This is a genomic window from Shinella sedimenti (genome assembly GCF_022601905.1).
In the GTDB taxonomy this organism is placed as follows: domain Bacteria; phylum Pseudomonadota; class Alphaproteobacteria; order Rhizobiales; family Rhizobiaceae; genus Shinella; species Shinella sedimenti.
In genome coordinates, this window is record NZ_JAKVIN010000001.1 from 521360 (window position 1) to 535128 (window position 13769).

Genomic DNA, 13769 nt, shown 5'->3' on the forward strand with positions numbered 1-13769 from the left:
CGGGGCATTCGCTTTTTCAACCCGCTGCGGGGTATCATGACGACAACGACTGTTCCGCCGCTGGCGCTCACAATGGGCGATCCCGCGGGGATTGGACCGGATATCGCGCTTGCGCTCTGGTCTGCCCGTAGATCCCTTTCGCTGCCCCCCTTCCTTTTCATCGGCGATGCACAGGTGCTGAAAGCACGCGCGGCCGTGCTCGGTCTCGACATTGCCGTCGCCACCGCAACGCCTGAAACGGCGAATGCGCTGTTTGACACGGCTCTGCCGGTGCTGTCGGTCGAATGCGCCGTCGCGCCGGTGCCGGGCACGCCGGATCCCCGCAACGCAGCGGCCGTGACCGGCGCAATCGAGACGGCGGTCGCCCTGACAATGGCAGGCAGAACGTCGGCCGTCGTGACGAACCCGATCGCCAAGGCGGTGCTTTACGAAGCCGGCTTCGGCTTTCCCGGCCATACGGAGTTCCTCGCCGACCTCGCAGCAAGGGCGACCGGCGCCGAGAGCCTGCTTCCGGTGATGCTTCTGGCCGGGCCGAAGCTGCGCAGCGTGCCGGTGACGATCCACATCCCGCTGAAGGACGTACCAGGCGCGCTCACCGAGGACCTGATCGTGGAAACGGCCGTCATCACCGAGCGGGATCTGCGCCAGCGTTTCGGCATTGCGCGGCCGAGGCTTGCCGTTGCCGGGCTGAACCCGCATGCCGGCGAAGGCGGTGCGCTTGGGCTGGAAGACGAGGCCGTGGTGCAGCCGGCTGTCGCACGTCTCAGGGCGGCCGGCATCGATGCCGTCGGGCCGCTTCCGGCCGACACGATGTTCCACGACGCCGCGCGCGCCACCTATGACGTGGCGCTGTGCATGTATCACGATCAGGCGCTGATCCCGGCCAAGGCGCTCGGCTTCGACGATTCCGTCAACGCCACGCTCGGCCTGCCCTTCATCCGCACCTCGCCGGACCACGGCACGGCCTTTGCGCTGGCCGGAAAAGGTATCGCAAAGCCTGACAGCCTGCTGGCGGCGCTGCGGCTCGCCCACACGCTCGCCGCGCACGAGCGGGCATCGAAGGAAACGCTCTGATGGCCGCCCTCGACGGATTGCCGCCGCTGCGCGATGTCATCCAGCGTCACGGTCTGGACGCCAAGAAGGCGCTCGGCCAGAACTTCCTGCTCGATCTCAACCTGACGCAGAAGATCGCCCGCACGGCCGGGCCCATCGAGAACCATACGGTGATCGAGGTCGGCCCGGGCCCGGGTGGCCTGACGCGCGCCATCCTCGCGCTCGGCGCCAAGCGCGTGATCGCCATCGAACGCGACGCGCGCTGCCTTCCGGCGCTGGCGGAGGTGTCGGCGCATTATCCGGGGCGCCTGACCGTCATCGAAGGCGACGCGCTGAAGACGGATTTCGAGGCGCTGGCGCCCGGCGAGCCCGTCCGCATCATTGCCAACCTGCCCTACAATGTCGGCACGCAGCTGCTCGTCAACTGGCTGCTGCCGAAGACCTGGCCACCCTTCTGGGAATCCCTGACGCTGATGTTCCAGCGCGAGGTGGGTCAGCGCATCGTCGCCGAGGAAAACGACGACCACTACGGCCGTCTCGGCGTGCTCTGCGGCTGGCGCACGAGGGCGCACATGGCCTTCGACGTGCCGCCGCAGGCCTTCACGCCACCGCCGAAGGTGACATCATCAGTGGTCCATCTGGAGCCGATCGCCAATCCCCTGTCCTGTGACGTCTCGTCCCTCGAACGCGTTACCCAGGCCGCCTTCGGCCAGCGCCGCAAGATGCTGCGCCAGAGCGTGAAGTCGCTCGGTGGAGAGGCGTTGCTGGCGCGGGCGCAGATCGACCCGCAGCGGCGCGCGGAGACGCTGAGCGTGGAAGAGTTCGTGCGGCTGGCCAACGCGCTGTAACGACCGCAGAGATTGCCCCCCATCCGGCCTGCCGGCCACCTTCTCCCCGCAGAGGGGCGAAGGAATCGCGTTGCGCTGTTTTCCCTCACGGCAACCTCTTACGGGGCAAATTCCCTCTCCACGCTTGCGGGGAGAAGGTTAGGCTGAGGGGCGAATTCGCCCTGTCGCCCTACAGAACCGGTTTTTCCGTCACCAGTCCCGTCACGAACTCGAACAGGCCGTGGCGGCGGTCGCGGCGGAGGCGTTCGGCCTTGACGATGCTCTGCACGGCGTCGAAGGCGACGGAAAGGTCGTCGTTCAGGATGACGTAGTCATATTCGCGCCAGTGCTCGATCTCCGCACGGGAGTTTGCGAGGCGGGTCTGGATGACCTCCTCGGTATCCTCCGCGCGGCGGTGCAGGCGCGATTGCAGCTCTGTCATGGATGGCGGCAGGATGAAGATGGAGACGACGTCAGCCGGCATCTTCTCCTGCAGCTGTTGAGCCCCCTGCCAGTCGATGTCGAACAGCATGTCCCGTCCGGCGGACATCGCTTCCTCCACCGGCTCGCGCGGGGTGCCGTAGAAATTGCCGTGCACCTCGGCCCACTCCAGCAGGGCGTCGCTGTCGCGCAGGCGCTCGAATTCCTTGTGGTTGATGAAATGGTAGTGCCGGCCGGCGATCTCGCTGGCCCGGCGCTGACGCGTCGTCACGCTTACCGAGAGGCTGAGGCCCGAGTCGGCTTCGAGAAGATTGCGGGCGATGGTCGACTTGCCCGCGCCTGACGGCGAGGAGATGACGAGCATCAGCCCGCGGCGCTCGATGTGGATCTGCTTGGTCTGCTCGGCCATGGCCTACTCCAGATTCTGGACCTGTTCCCTGAACTGGTCGATGACGACCTTCAATTCTATACCCGCAGCCGTTACAGCAGCCGCGTTCGACTTGGAACAGATGGTATTCGATTCCCTGTTAAATTCCTGTGCGAGAAAATCGAGCTTGCGGCCGATCGGTCCGCCCTCGGCGATCAGCTCGCGCGCGGCGCGCACATGGGATTTCAGCCGGTCGATCTCCTCGCGCAGATCCGCCTTGGTGGCCAGCAGCGCCACTTCCTGATGCAGGCGGTCGCGATCGAGTGCGGTCGCACCCTGCATGAGCGTCGCGACCTGGACGGCAAGCCGTTCGGCAATGGCCGCGACGCTGCGCGACGGATCGGCCTCGACAGCTGCCGTCAGGGCCTCGATACGGGCGACCTGACCGAGCAGCACGTCGGCAAGGGCCGCCCCCTCCTTGCGCCGCATCTCGGCGAGACGACGGATCGCTTCGGCAAGGCCCGCGCGGATGTCGGCGTCGCGCGTCTGTGCTTCGGCTTCGCTTTCCTCGGCTTCGCGGAAATCGACGATGCCACGAACCGAAAGCAACGTCTCAAGCTTCAGCGGCGCGGGATCGATGGTGCCGGAAAGCCGGTCGCGCAGTGCGAGCACGGCAGCGAGTGCGCCCTCGTTCACGACGGCCTCGACCTGCGCCTCGCTGACGCTCGTTGTCAGGCCGATCTGCATGTTGCCGCGCGAAAAGGCCTCGCCTGCGAGGCGGCGGACATCTGCCTCCAGCGCCTCCAAGCCGGGCGGCAGGCGCAGACGCAGGTCCAGCCCCTTGCCGTTGACCGAGCGCAGCTCCCAGGCCCAGCGCGTTCGTCCGCTGGTGCCTTCGACGCGCGAGAAACCGGTCATCGACTGCAATGTCATGTCATCCTCCAATGGCGCCCGCCGGAAAGGGGGCAGCCCGATACGCGCCGGTGAGGCGGAACCATTTCCCAAAGTGAAACAATTTTAAGGGCTTGGAAACGCCCAAGGGCGCGGAAGCGTGCGCGATCCACACCAAAGGTGACAATGTACGGGGCAACGGATGTACGGATCAGGAACTTCCGACATGGCGCCCGCCCTATTCACGCTTTTCCGAGCATCCAAAACGGCATCGCCAATGCAATGGACGGAGCCTCGGGCCAAGCCCATGGATGACGTCCGCACGGGTGTTGCCTCCAACAGAAAACGGCCCCGGAAATTCCGGGGCCGCTTGATCATTTGCCTGTCATCACTGCGCAGTGCCGGATTCGGCTTCCTTCGCGGCGGCGGCCGCCTTTTCGGCTTCCAGCTTGCGCCAGCGGCGGACGTTCTGATTGTGCTCGTCCAGCGTTTCGGCAAAGACGTGGCCGCCCGTGCCGTCGGCCACGAAGTAGAGGTCGGGCGTGCGCGACGGGTTCGCCACAGCCTCCAGCGCCGCACGGCCGGGATTGGCGATGGGCGTCGGTGGCAGGCCGCGGATGATGTAGGTGTTGTAGGGCGTCTGCTTTTCGAGGTCCGACTGATAGATCGGACGGTCCGAAGGCTTACCGTCGCCGCCGAAAATGCCATAGATGATCGTCGGGTCGGACTGGAGGCGCATGCCCTTTTCGAGACGGTTGATGAAGACGGAGGCAACGCGCGGCCGTTCATCCGCCCGGCCGGTTTCCTTCTCCACGATGGAGGCGAGCGTCACGAAATCCTCGCGGGTGGTGACCGGAAGGCCTTCGTCGCGGCGCGCCCAGATCTGGTCCACAAGGTTCTTCTGGGCGTTCAGCATCTGCTGGAGAATATCGGCACGCTTGGTGCCGCGCGAGAACTTGTAGGTATCGGGCATCAACGTGCCTTCCACCGGCAGGTCCTGCGGCAGGTCGCCCTCCAGCACCGGATCGTCCGCAAGGCGCTGGAACACCTGCTTGACCGTCAGTCCTTCGGGCACGGAGACGCTGTAAAGGATCGACTTGCCGGATTTCAAGAGCTCGACGATATCGCGCATCGAGGAGCCGGCCTTGATTTCGTATTCGCCGGCCTTCAGCGTCTCGCCGTCGAGATAGACGCGCGAGAGCACACGGAACACGCGGCCATCGGTGATGATGTTGTTGCGCTCCAGATTGGCAGCGATTTCGTTGGTGCCGGCACCATTGCGCACGATGAAATTGGTGTTGGCGACCAGCGGGCCGGCTTCGTCGTAGCTGCGGACACCGTAATAGAACACGCCGACGCCGATGACCGTGGCGAAGACGACCAGCGTCATCACGAAATTCAGGAAGATGACGACCTGGCTGCGGGCCTTGCGCGAACGGCGGCGGCTCGGCGGTTCAGGCACCTGTTCGGGCCGGAGAGCCTCATTGGCGGACTTGGGGATGATGCGCGGCTGGCCGGATGTTTCCGCTCGGCCAAAGGGCGTTTCACCAGGTTCGTTCGTGTCGCTCACGGACTGTCCTCATGTTCGGGCATTGCTCGACGTCTTCCAGCAGAGCAATGCGGCAAAAGCAGGGATGATCCCCCGCGTCTCTATCGATCAGCCGAGTTCTCCCCTCATCCGGCCCGCGGGCCACCTCCCCGCCTTGTGCGCGGAGGTCATGAGAATGCGATATCTCGGTTCTCTACCTCTCCCCGGCGGGGAGAGACTGCCGGCAGGCGGATGAGGATGCCTTGCCGGCGGTAAAGGGTCAGGCGTAACGCTTGAGAACCAGCGAGGCGTTCGTTCCACCGAAGCCGAACGAGTTGGAAACCGCCACGTTAATCTCGCGCTTGCGGGCCTTGTGCGGCACCAAGTCGATCGCCGTCTCGACGGCGGGATTGTCGAGGTTGAGCGTCGGCGGCGCGATGTTGTCACGGATCGCCAGCGCCGAGAAGATGGCCTCGACAGCACCGGCGGCACCCAGCAGGTGGCCGATGGCAGACTTGGTCGATGACATCGAGACCCGCGACGCGGCATCGCCGACCAGACGCTCGACCGCGCCGAGTTCGATCGTGTCGGCCATCGTCGAGGTGCCGTGAGAGTTGATATAGTCCACTTCGCTTGCCGGAATGCCGGCGCGCTTCAGCGCCATCTGCATGCAGCGATAGGCGCCGTCACCGTCTTCCGACGGCGCGGTGATGTGGTAGGCGTCGCCGGACAGACCGTAGCCGACGACTTCGGCGTAGATCTTGGCGCCGCGTGCCTTGGCGTGCTCCAGCTCTTCCAGGATGACGATGCCGGCGCCCTCGCCCATGACGAAGCCGTCGCGGTCGCGGTCATAGGGACGCGAAGCGGCGGTCGGGTCGTCGTTGCGCTCGGTCGACAGAGCCTTGCAGGCGGCAAAGCCGGCCAGCGCAATGCGGCAGATAGGCGATTCGGCGCCGCCGGCGACCATGACATCGGCGTCGCCGAGCGCAATCAGGCGGCTGGCATCGCCGATGGCGTGCGCGCCCGTCGAGCAGGCGGTGACGACGGAATGATTGGGGCCGCGCAGCTTGTGCTTGATCGAGACATGGCCGGAAGCCAGGTTGATCAGTCGGCCGGGAATGAAGAAGGGCGAAATGCGGCGCGGGCCCTTGTCGCGCAGCGTGTAGCCGCCCTCGACAATGCCGTCGAGACCGCCGATGCCCGAACCGATGAGAACGCCGGTCGCGATCTGGTCCTCGTCGTTCTGCGGATGCCAGCCGGCATCGGCAAGCGCCATGTCGGCAGCCGCCATCGCATAGACGATGAAAGGATCGACCTTGCGCTGCTCCTTGGGCTCCATCCAATGGTCGGCATTATAGGTGCCGTCGGAGCCGTCTCCGCGCGGAATGGAACAGGCGATTTTTGCGGGAAGGTCTTCCACCTCGAAAGCAGTGACCCTTGCGGCACCGCTGCGGCCTTCGAGAAGCCGGTTCCAGGTTACTTCGGTACCACAGCCAAGCGGAGATACCATGCCGGTACCCGTGATAACGACACGCCTCATCGTCCGTGATCCACCCTATAGAATGTTATTTCTGTTGCCTCGATACGAGGGGGGAGCGGCCTCCCGGACGGAGACCGGGACGGGCCACCCGAAGGCGGCCCGCCGGAAATCGGTTCGATCAGGCCTGGGCCTTCTCGATGAACTTGACAGCGTCGCCGACCGTCAGGATCGAGTCCGCGGCATCGTCCGGGATCTCGACGCCGAATTCTTCTTCGAACGCCATGACCAGCTCAACGGTGTCGAGGGAGTCCGCGCCAAGGTCATCGATGAAGCTTGCGCCTTCGCTGACCTTTTCGGCGTCAACGCCCAGATGATCAATGACAATTTTCTTTACGCGTTCTGCGATATCGCTCATGTCGGATTCCTCGACCTTTGTTTTTGATCGGCGCCTTTAACGGCACCGGACACTCAACACGCCCGATGTGCCTCAAGAACACATCCGGCAATCCCTGCAACCGGCAAACGGCATCGGCGATACTCATTCGCACCGCCTGATCGCTCAGGCTTTTGCCGGTCGACTGCTGACAGTCATGGCCCGATTAACACGGTTTAAGTCTGTCGCAAAGTCCGAAAATGGCCGGCGCTCCAGCGGTCAACATGCAATTTCAGCCGGTTGACCGGGTGCCCGCAGCCCATTCAGATCATGGCCATGCCGCCGTTCACGTGCAGCGTCTGCCCTGTCATGTAGGCGGCTTCCGACGACGCGAGGTAGGCCACGGCCGACGCAACTTCCGCGCCGGTGCCCATGCGCTTCATGGGAATGGCACCCATGATGGCTTCCTTCTGCTTGTCGTTCAGCTTGCCGGTCATCGCGCTTTCGATGAAGCCAGGCGCAACGCAGTTGACGGTGACGTTGCGCGTGGCGATCTCCTGCGCCAGCGACTTGGTGAAGCCGATCATGCCGGCTTTGGAGGCGCAGTAGTTGGCCTGGCCCGGATTGCCGGTAACGCCGACGATCGACGTGATGTTGATGATGCGGCCGTAGCGGCGGCGCATCATCGGATGGGTCAGCTCGCGCGTCAGGCGGAAAACGGAGGTGAGGTTCACTTCCAGAACCGCATCCCAGTCCTCGTCACTCATCCGCACGAACAGGCCGTCCTTAGTGATGCCGGCATTGTTGACGAGAATGTCAACGCCGCCGAGATCGGCTTCGGCCTTCTCGCCAAGCGCCTTGACCTCGGCGCGGTCGGACAGGTTGGCCGGGAATATATGAACGCGTTCGCCGAGATCGTTGGCAAGCGCTTCGAGCTTCTCGACGCGGGTGCCGTGCAGGCCGACGATGGCGCCCTGGGCATGCAGGATGCGGGCGATCTCTTCGCCGATGCCGCCGGAAGCGCCGGTAACGAGAGCCTTGCGGCCGGAAAGGTCAAACATGGGTTGCTCCTGTGGTTTGAGCGGAAGACGGGAAGGCATTGGCTAGTCGGAATGAGGCAGCAGGGTTTTGAATGCAGGGCGCTTTCCGCCCTAGTATCTGCTGCCTATCGCCTGTTCCCTCAGCCGAGCTCCGCGAGCGCATTGTCGATGTCGGCAGGCGTGTTGATGGCAATGCCGGTGACGGACTTGTCGATGCGGCGGGCCAGACCGGTCAGCACCTTGCCGGAACCGACCTCGTAAACAGTGGTGATGCCGTTTGCGCCGAACCACTCGACCGTTTCGCGCCAGCGGACCTGGCCGGTGACCTGCTCCACCAGCAGGCGGACGATCTCCTGCGGATCGCTGACGGGTGCTGCGCGGACATTGGCGATGAGCGGCACGATCGGGGCCTTTGCCTCGACGGCGGCAAGCGCCTCGCGCATGGCGTCGGCGGCCGGCGCCATCAGGGCGGAATGGAAGGGGGCGGAGACCGAAAGCATCAGCGCGCGCTTGGCGCCCTTGTCCGTCGCGAGCCGGGCTGCGACCTCGACCGCCGGCTTGGAACCGGAGATGACGAGCTGGCCGCCGCCATTGTCATTGGCGATCTGGCAAGAGCCGCCCTTCGACGCTTCCTGGCAGATGGCTTCGACATCCGCCTGCTCCAGGCCGATGATGGCGGCCATGGCGCCCTCGCCGACCGGGACGGCCGACTGCATGGCATTGCCGCGGATGCGCAGGAGCCGTGCGGTGTCGGCCAGCGAGAAGGTGCCGGCGGCACAGAGCGCGGAATATTCGCCGAGCGAGTGGCCGGCGACATAGGATACCTTGTCCTTCAGCGACAGGCCGCGCGCTTCCAGAACGCGCATGACGGCCATGGAAACGGCCATCAGCGCCGGCTGGGCGTTCGCCGTCAGCGTCAACGTGTCCTCGGGGCCGTCGAACATGATGGCGGAAAGCTTCTGGTCCAGGGCGTCATCGACTTCCTGGAAAACGGCGCGCGCTTCCGGGAAGGTGTCTGCGAGTTCCTTGCCCATGCCGACGGCCTGGCTGCCCTGGCCGGGGAAAGTGAATGCTACGCTCATTTTCGGGGTCTCCCGTCTTCTGTTTTCCTTTCCATTCACATTCCGGCCGGCCAAGTCAAGGCGTGGCGCGCCCCCGCACCGTGCCCGAACCGCCGTTTGGCGCGCCTTGCACAGGGAATTGCGGCCTCATGTCTTGCACTTCGCAGACGCCCGCCTACATTCGCGCCGTTCCCACAAAAGGATTTTCCCTCCCATGAAATACAATCCGCTCGGCAGGACCGGCATCGATGTGTCGGAAATCTGCCTCGGCACCATGACCTGGGGCTCCCAGAACAGCGAGCAGGAAGCCCATGACCAGCTCGATTATGCTCTCGCCCAGGGCGTCAATTTTATAGATACCGCCGAACTCTACCCGACCACTCCGCTCTCGCCGGAGACGTATGGCGACACCGAGCGCTTCATCGGCAGCTGGCTGAAGGCGCGTGGCAACCGCGACAAGGTGGTGCTTGCCTCAAAGGTCGCCGGCCCCGGTCGCCCGCATATCCGCGGCGGCGAACCGATGAACCGCGCGGGCATCCTTGCGGCCATCGACGCCAGCCTGTCACGCCTCCAGACCGACTATGTCGATCTCTATCAGTTGCACTGGCCCAACCGCGGCCATTATCATTTCCGCAATGCCTGGGGTTACGACCCCTCGCAGCAGGACCGCAATCAGGTGGCCGAGGAACTTTCGGAAATCCTTGAAACCGTGGGCGATCTCGTCAAGGCCGGCAAGGTCCGCGCGCTCGGGCTTTCCAACGATACGGCCTGGGGCACGATGCGCATGCTCGCCCTTGCCGAGCAAAAAGGCCTGCCGCGCGTCGCCTCCATCCAGAATGAGTATAACCTTCTCTACCGGACCTACGATCTCGACCTTGCGGAACTTTCGCATCACGAGGATATCGGTCTCCTCGCCTACTCGCCGCTCGCCGCCGGCCTGCTGACCGGCAAATATCTCGATGGCGCGAAGCCCGAGGGTTCCCGGTTGACGAAGAACGGCGATCTCGGCGGGCGCTACCAGCCGCTGCAGGAGCCGGCGGTGCGCGCCTATGTGGATCTTGCCCACAAGCACAGGCTCGACCCGGCCCAGATGGCGCTCGCCTTCTGCCTGACGCGCCCCTTCATGGCATCCGTCATCATCGGCGCGACCGCGATGGAGCAGCTGAAGACGAACATCGGGGCGAAGGACGTCACATTGTCGGAAGAGGTGCTCGATGGCATCGCCCGCATCCACCGTCTGCATCCCGCGCCGATCTGACATCGGCATTTGGTCATATGCGCATAATTCGGTCATATGCACATAATAAGAAACCCGCCGTCTCCGGCGGGTTTCTCGCTCCCTCTGCTCAGGCGCGGACTTGGGGTTTGTCCTTGACCGAGCTTCGGAAATTCTTATGGCGTCGTCGTCGTGGCGCCGCCGCCTTCTGCAGGCTGGGTGTTCAGCGGCTGCTGAGTACCCGTGGCGCCGCCGGTCTGGCCATCCGTGGCCGTGCCTGCGGCCGGTGCGGTTTCCGGCGTCGTGACGGACGAGGTGTTGGCGTTCGGGTCGACATTATCGGGCGTGCCGCTGCCGACGAAGTAGAAAGCACCTACGGCGACCAGCACGGCGAGGATCACCGCGACGGCCCAGCCGCCGGTCCCACCACTCCGGGTGTTGTTGACAACGACGGGATCGCGGTCCTGCACCGGGCGCTCCACGCGACCATCCGGAGAGTTGTGTTCCAGGGGACGATTGACAAGGTTCGGGTCTTGCATGTCGTTCACTCCATGTTGTTGGATCGCGGTGATAACGTCCGGGTGCGGGGATGGTTCCGCAAGGCGTTGGTGAACGAAACAGGGGCTTTTGGCGACAGGCCTTGCGTTTCGCGGAAAAAACCGTATAAGCGCGCTGTTCAAAACACCCGGTCAATCGGCTGGTGGCTGAACGGAGGGCCGGCATATCCTTGTGACATGCCGTTTGGGGCCAAGGGCTCCAGCCTCCCGTGTCTCCGCTCTCGACCGTCTGGATTAACGCTTTTCTTGCTTCGGGCTTCGGCCTCTTGAGAACTGTCGTTGAGGCTTGGCGCCGGTTTCGGGTGATATGCAAACGCAAGAAAGGCAAAGCCACATGGCTCTTTACGAACACGTTTTCCTGGCCCGCCAGGATGTGTCCGCCCAGCAGGTCGACGCTCTCGTCGAACAGTACAAGGGTGTTATCGAATCGTTCGGCGGCAAGGTCGGCCGGGTCGAAAACTGGGGCCTCAAGTCCCTGACCTACCGCATCAAGAAGAACCGCAAGGCGCATTACGCGCTGATGGACATCGACGCTCCGGCAGCTGCGATCCACGAAGTCGAGCGCCAGATGCGCATCAACGAAGACATCCTTCGTTACATGACCATCGCCGTCGAAGCGCACGAAGAAGGCCCGTCGGCCATGATGCAGAAGCGTGACCGCGACGACCGTCCGCGCCGCGAAGGCGACGACCGCGGCCCGCGCCGCGACTTCGGCGACCGTCCGCGCCGCGATTTCGGCGACCGCCCGCCGCGTGGCGACCGTCCGGCCCGCGAAGACCGCGCGTAATCGAAGCAGAAGGAGATTATAGATATGGCTGATGTTTCTTCCGCTCCGGCACGCCGTCCGTTCCACCGCCGCCGCAAGACCTGCCCCTTCTCGGGCGCAAACGCTCCGAAGATCGACTACAAGGACGTCCGTCTTCTGTCGCGCTACATTTCCGAGCGCGGCAAGATCGTTCCTTCCCGCATCACGGCCGTTTCCCAGAAGAAGCAGCGTGAACTCGCCAAGGCGATCAAGCGCGCCCGCTTCCTCGGTCTGCTGCCCTACGTCGTAGCGTAAGCACGCTGACGCTGCGGCCTGACTCCGCGTCAGGCCGGGGCCTCTGACTCAAGGGGAAGACGGTCTTCCGCCTTCCCCGCTTCCCTTCCGCGTTGGGCGCGGATCGGAGCCGCCGGCTTTTCGAAGCCAAAACCCCATGTTGGGGAGGCAGTCCTGAAACCATCGATCAGGAACCTCCTCTAACTGTCTGATGAGACAGGACAGCGAACGTGAAGACCTTGACGCCAACCTCGATTGCGATCGGCCTCGTTGCCGGTGTGACCGCCGCTCTGCTTTCGCTGAGCGCGAATGCGCAGTCGTCGCTGGCCATCGTGCTTTACGCAGCGTCCGCCCTGCCCATTCTGATTGCCGGCCTCGGCTGGGGCAATGCCAGTGCGTTCATCGCCGTCATTGCCGGTGGCGTCACGGCGTCCGCGCTCGTTTCCTCGCATTTCGCCGCGCTGATCGTGCTCATCACGCTGATCCCGGCGGGTTGGCTCTCCAATCTCGCGAACCTCGCGCGTCCGGCTTCCGAGCTCGGCGGCCCTGACAACGCGCTCGCCTGGTATCCTCTTTCCAACATCCTCGCCCATCTCGCCGTGATGGTCACGCTCGGCATGATCGCGGTCGGCGCCATCGTCGGCTATGACAGCGAGATGGCGAGCAAGCTCGTCGACATGGTCATCGAGGCCCTGAAGGCGCAGGAGCCGCTCTATAACCCGGATGCCACCGCCGTCGCGCAGCTGAAGTCGGTGTTTGCGATCGCGCTGCCGCTCGTGCAGGGCGCGCTGTGGGTGTTCCTGCTGTTTGCGGCCTATTACATCGCGTCCTTCATCGTGCGCGCTTCCGGCAAGGGGCTGCGCCCGCGCGAGGACATGCCCGCGACGCTACGCATGCACCGCAATGCGATCTTCGCCTTCCTCGGCGGCCTCGTGCTCACCTTCGTGGGCGGCGTTCCGGCGATCATCGGCGCCTTGATCTGCGGCACGTTCGGCGCCGGCTTCGTGCTCGCCGGTTTCGCCAGCCTGCATTTCCGCACCCGCGGCAAGCCATGGCGGCTGCTTGCGCTGTGGTTCACCTACATCTCGGTACTGCTCTTCACGATACCGGTCTTCTTCATCCTCATTCTCGGTCTGATGGACACGAGGCGCACCATCGCGCTGACGCCCACAGGCCCGGCTGAACAGAAAAACCCAAATACCTGAACTCAAGAAAGGAACTCTAAAATGGACGTCATTCTTCTCGAACGCATCGCCAAGCTCGGCCAGATGGGCGAAACCGTAAAGGTTCGCGACGGCTTTGCCCGCAACTTCCTGCTGCCGCAGGGCAAGGCGCTGCGCGCCAACGAAGCCAACAAGAAGCGCTTCGAAGCCGAGCGTGCGACGCTCGAAGCCCGTAACCTGGAGCGCAAGTCCGAAGCCGAGTCTGTTGCCGAAAAGCTCGACGGCAAGTCCTTCGTGATCGTCCGCTCCGCCGGCGAAACCGGCCAGCTCTACGGTTCGGTCGCTGCGCGCGACATCATCGAAGCACTGGAAGCCGAAGGCTTCAACGTCGGCCGCAACCAGGTCGAACTCAACACGCCGATCAAGGCCATCGGCCTGCACAAGGTCGTGCTGCACCTGCATGCCGAAGTCGCGATCTCCATCGAGCTTAACGTTGCCCGTTCGGCCGATGAAGCCGAGCGCCAGGCCAAGGGCGAAAGCCTGACCTCGGCCGACGCCATCTACGGCGTTGACGAAGACGCGCTGACGGCAGCCGACTTCTTCGACCCGGAAGCTGACGGCATGGACGAAGACGAAGCATAATATCCAGCCCCTACGGTTGGTTACGGGACGGGCCGGCATTGCCGGCCCGTCTTCGTTTTGGCAGGTCAAAAAACACGGGTTGAAATCCCCG

Annotated in this window: 15 protein-coding genes; 7 read left to right on the top strand and 8 right to left on the bottom strand. The window is 64.1% G+C overall.

All coding sequences use genetic code 11. The features are described from left to right. The first annotated feature begins 36 nt into the window (after positions 1–36). Entirely contained in the window at positions 37–1074 is a 1038-nt protein-coding gene (gene pdxA, locus MKI86_RS02655; RefSeq protein ID WP_241596748.1) for a 4-hydroxythreonine-4-phosphate dehydrogenase PdxA, read from the top strand. Continuing rightward, entirely contained in the window at positions 1074–1901 is an 828-nt protein-coding gene (gene rsmA, locus MKI86_RS02660; RefSeq protein ID WP_241596751.1) for a 16S rRNA (adenine(1518)-N(6)/adenine(1519)-N(6))-dimethyltransferase RsmA, read from the top strand. Before pdxA ends, rsmA begins: the two co-directional genes overlap by 1 nt. A 169-nt stretch (positions 1902–2070) precedes the next feature. Here the strand turns inward: rsmA and gmk are convergent, their stop codons facing one another. From gmk to fabD, 7 genes are all read right to left on the bottom strand, one after another. Next, the gene (gmk, locus tag MKI86_RS02665; protein ID WP_134649837.1) at positions 2071–2730 is read right to left on the bottom strand and encodes a guanylate kinase; all 660 of its coding nucleotides are present in this window, start codon (positions 2728–2730) and stop codon (positions 2071–2073) included. A 3-nt stretch (positions 2731–2733) separates the two neighbouring features. Beyond that, positions 2734–3621: a YicC/YloC family endoribonuclease gene (locus tag MKI86_RS02670; RefSeq protein ID WP_241596754.1), complete on the bottom strand. Its 888-nt coding sequence runs from the start codon at positions 3619–3621 to the stop codon at positions 2734–2736. Positions 3622–3967: 346 nt separating this feature from the next. Further along, positions 3968–5149 (bottom strand): endolytic transglycosylase MltG, encoded by a 1182-nt coding sequence (gene mltG, locus MKI86_RS02675; protein ID WP_241596756.1) that lies wholly within the window; start codon positions 5147–5149, stop codon positions 3968–3970. Between the two features lie 238 nt (positions 5150–5387). Beyond that, the gene (gene fabF, locus MKI86_RS02680; protein ID WP_241596758.1) at positions 5388–6647 is read right to left on the bottom strand and encodes a beta-ketoacyl-ACP synthase II; all 1260 of its coding nucleotides are present in this window, start codon (positions 6645–6647) and stop codon (positions 5388–5390) included. Positions 6648–6765: 118 nt separating this feature from the next. Further along, the gene (locus MKI86_RS02685; RefSeq protein ID WP_003531676.1) at positions 6766–7002 is read right to left on the bottom strand and encodes an acyl carrier protein; all 237 of its coding nucleotides are present in this window, start codon (positions 7000–7002) and stop codon (positions 6766–6768) included. Positions 7003–7283: 281 nt separating this feature from the next. Continuing rightward, entirely contained in the window at positions 7284–8021 is a 738-nt protein-coding gene (fabG, locus tag MKI86_RS02690; protein ID WP_241596760.1) for a 3-oxoacyl-[acyl-carrier-protein] reductase, read from the bottom strand. A 119-nt stretch (positions 8022–8140) separates the two neighbouring features. Continuing rightward, on the bottom strand, positions 8141–9082 hold the full coding sequence (fabD, locus tag MKI86_RS02695) for an ACP S-malonyltransferase (protein ID WP_241596762.1): 942 nt from the start codon (positions 9080–9082) through the stop codon (positions 8141–8143). A 193-nt stretch (positions 9083–9275) separates the two neighbouring features. Between fabD and MKI86_RS02700 the strand changes: the two genes are divergently transcribed. Continuing rightward, the gene (locus tag MKI86_RS02700; RefSeq protein WP_241596764.1) at positions 9276–10319 is read left to right on the top strand and encodes an aldo/keto reductase; all 1044 of its coding nucleotides are present in this window, start codon (positions 9276–9278) and stop codon (positions 10317–10319) included. Positions 10320–10453: 134 nt separating this feature from the next. On the opposite strand, the gene MKI86_RS02705 is transcribed toward MKI86_RS02700, so the two are convergent. Further along, the gene (locus MKI86_RS02705; protein WP_241596766.1) at positions 10454–10816 is read right to left on the bottom strand and encodes a flagellar basal body-associated FliL family protein; all 363 of its coding nucleotides are present in this window, start codon (positions 10814–10816) and stop codon (positions 10454–10456) included. Between the two features lie 352 nt (positions 10817–11168). On the opposite strand from MKI86_RS02705, the gene rpsF reads away from it, so the two are divergent. The 4 genes from rpsF (at position 11169) to rplI (ending at position 13678) form a co-directional block, all read left to right on the top strand. Continuing rightward, entirely contained in the window at positions 11169–11621 is a 453-nt protein-coding gene (gene rpsF / locus MKI86_RS02710; RefSeq protein ID WP_117369405.1) for a 30S ribosomal protein S6, read from the top strand. A 24-nt stretch (positions 11622–11645) separates the two neighbouring features. After that, a complete protein-coding gene (rpsR, locus tag MKI86_RS02715; protein ID WP_023515801.1) occupies positions 11646–11894 on the top strand; it encodes a 30S ribosomal protein S18 in 249 nt (82 codons plus the stop codon). A gap of 209 nt (positions 11895–12103) precedes the next feature. Beyond that, positions 12104–13078, top strand: a complete 975-nt coding sequence (locus MKI86_RS02720) for a YybS family protein (RefSeq protein WP_241596768.1) — start codon at positions 12104–12106, stop codon at positions 13076–13078. A gap of 21 nt (positions 13079–13099) precedes the next feature. Then, positions 13100–13678, top strand: a complete 579-nt coding sequence (gene rplI / locus MKI86_RS02725) for a 50S ribosomal protein L9 (RefSeq protein WP_241596770.1) — start codon at positions 13100–13102, stop codon at positions 13676–13678. Positions 13679–13769: the final 91 nt, after the last annotated feature.

Excerpts from the sequence above, each read along its gene's own strand:
- gmk (WP_134649837.1), bottom strand. The coding sequence starts at position 2,730 with ATGGCCGAGCAGACCAAGCAGATCCACATCGAGCGCCGCGGGCTGATG.
- fabF (WP_241596758.1), bottom strand. The coding sequence starts at position 6,647 with ATGAGGCGTGTCGTTATCACGGGTACCGGCATGGTATCTCCGCTTGGC.
- rplI (WP_241596770.1), top strand. The coding sequence starts at position 13,100 with ATGGACGTCATTCTTCTCGAACGCATCGCCAAGCTCGGCCAGATGGGC.
- rpsR (WP_023515801.1), top strand. The coding sequence starts at position 11,646 with ATGGCTGATGTTTCTTCCGCTCCGGCACGCCGTCCGTTCCACCGCCGC.
- rpsF (WP_117369405.1), top strand. The coding sequence starts at position 11,169 with ATGGCTCTTTACGAACACGTTTTCCTGGCCCGCCAGGATGTGTCCGCC.
- rsmA (WP_241596751.1), top strand. The coding sequence starts at position 1,074 with ATGGCCGCCCTCGACGGATTGCCGCCGCTGCGCGATGTCATCCAGCGT.
- fabG (WP_241596760.1), bottom strand. The coding sequence starts at position 8,021 with ATGTTTGACCTTTCCGGCCGCAAGGCTCTCGTTACCGGCGCTTCCGGC.
- pdxA (WP_241596748.1), top strand. The coding sequence starts at position 37 with ATGACGACAACGACTGTTCCGCCGCTGGCGCTCACAATGGGCGATCCC.
- MKI86_RS02705 (WP_241596766.1), bottom strand. The coding sequence starts at position 10,816 with ATGCAAGACCCGAACCTTGTCAATCGTCCCCTGGAACACAACTCTCCG.
- fabD (WP_241596762.1), bottom strand. The coding sequence starts at position 9,082 with ATGAGCGTAGCATTCACTTTCCCCGGCCAGGGCAGCCAGGCCGTCGGC.
- MKI86_RS02700 (WP_241596764.1), top strand. The coding sequence starts at position 9,276 with ATGAAATACAATCCGCTCGGCAGGACCGGCATCGATGTGTCGGAAATC.
- MKI86_RS02670 (WP_241596754.1), bottom strand. The coding sequence starts at position 3,621 with ATGACATTGCAGTCGATGACCGGTTTCTCGCGCGTCGAAGGCACCAGC.
- MKI86_RS02685 (WP_003531676.1), bottom strand. The coding sequence starts at position 7,002 with ATGAGCGATATCGCAGAACGCGTAAAGAAAATTGTCATTGATCATCTG.